The organism is Meiothermus cerbereus (genome assembly GCF_051297115.1).
In the GTDB taxonomy this organism is placed as follows: Bacteria; Deinococcota; Deinococci; order Deinococcales; family Thermaceae; genus Meiothermus; species Meiothermus cerbereus_A.
Genome location: NZ_JBEVAL010000147.1, coordinates 1 through 1,419, shown reverse-complemented (window position 1 = coordinate 1,419; position 1,419 = coordinate 1). Strand labels below are relative to the sequence as shown.

The following is a 1,419-nucleotide window of genomic DNA, read 5'->3' as shown; positions in this document are numbered from 1 at the left end:
CACCGCTGCTACCACCAGGTACGGCCCCAGCGCCGCCAGGCCGCCCTTAGCCAGGATCGGGAGGGCTACGCCCAAGGCCACCAGCAACAGCGCCGCCGGGCCGATCCACCCCCCCGAGCCAGCCTCCCGCACTACCGAGCGGGCCTCCTCCGCCACCCCCTGCACCTGGCGCGCCGCAGTGACCAGCTCGCCTCGGGCCTCCGAGGCCACGGCCTGCATCCTCTTTCGAAGGTCTGTCTCCAGGGAGCGCACAGCCGAGGCCGCCTCCCGGAGATCCACAGCCGCATCCTCCAGGCGTTCCGGCAGACGGAGCGCACCCCGCAACAGCGTCAGCACCGAAACCCCCTCCTGAGCATTCCGGGCCAGATCCCCCGCGTAGAGGATCAGACGCAGCGCGTCCTCGAAGCTGACCCCCTTGGCCGCCTTCGCCATCGAGTGAGCTACACGGGCCACCTCGACCAGCTCGGGGGTCCAGAGATAAGCCCCCGATTCCTGATCCTGGCTGAAGGGGAAGCCCATCCGCTCCAGCAGCTCCCGGTAATGCCGAACCGTGCCCCCCTCAACTCCCATCCGCCGCGCCACATCCGCCGAAGTCAGGTATTCCGCCTGCATCAAACCTCCCTCCCCTCCGCCGCCTCCCACCAGCGAGGCAGCAAAACAACCCGCACATGCCTATCCCTGAACACCCACACCAGGGCCTCCGCCCGAGCCTCGGAAGGGGTCAAAAAAACCACCCCGGCGTACACCCCAGCCCAGCGCTCCACGCGGGCCCGCAGACCCTCGGGGCCATCAAACCCGCGCTTGCCTGTATCAACCTCCACCGCCACCGGGGACCACCCCCCCTGCCACCACTCGGCATCAGGGCGGGGTATCCTCCGAAGCGCGGCCCGGTTGTTAGCAACCCACCGATGCCCCTGGGGAAGCCGCCGCTTGGTCCAGATAGCCAGCGAGTCCCAGTCCCCAGGAGCTACCCCCAGATACCTCCGACCCACCGCGCACAGCAGGCCATGCCGAACCAGGCGGGGGCCCCAGCCCAGGCACTCCGGCCCCCAGCCCAGCCAGTAAATCCGGCGCTTCCTCTCAGCCCCCGCCGTGGCCTGCAACCAGGAAAAGCGAACCACCCCGGCCCGAGCCGGAATGCCGTACTCAGCCGCCAGCCAGAGGGGCATGAGCCCATCCGCTGCCAGGTGGGGGAGTCCCCTCAGCTCATCCACGTCCCGACCTCCTCGCGGCAAGCTCTCCCCCCTTCGGGGGGAGCCGGCCACAGGCCGGAGAGATAATCGCCCCTCGGATGGCCCCCACTTCGGGGGGCCACCACTTCGGGGCGATGGGGGGCGCATGGGGCGACGCCCCAGCGGCGGGCCATGCAGCGCTTCGCGCCGCATCTGTCCCGCCGCTGGGGCCTCGCGGCCCCCCCGC

General features: G+C 70.5%; 2 protein-coding genes. Both read right to left on the bottom strand.

The features are described from left to right. A partial coding sequence (locus ABWU19_RS14820) for a hypothetical protein (RefSeq protein WP_435902405.1) occupies window positions 1-612 on the bottom strand: 612 nt, incomplete at its 3' end. Then, window positions 612-1,214, bottom strand: a complete 603-nt coding sequence (locus tag ABWU19_RS14815) for a hypothetical protein (RefSeq protein ID WP_435902404.1) — start codon at window positions 1,212-1,214, stop codon at window positions 612-614. The genes ABWU19_RS14815 and ABWU19_RS14820, both read right to left, overlap by 1 nt. Between the last annotated feature and the right edge of the window lie 205 nt (window positions 1,215-1,419).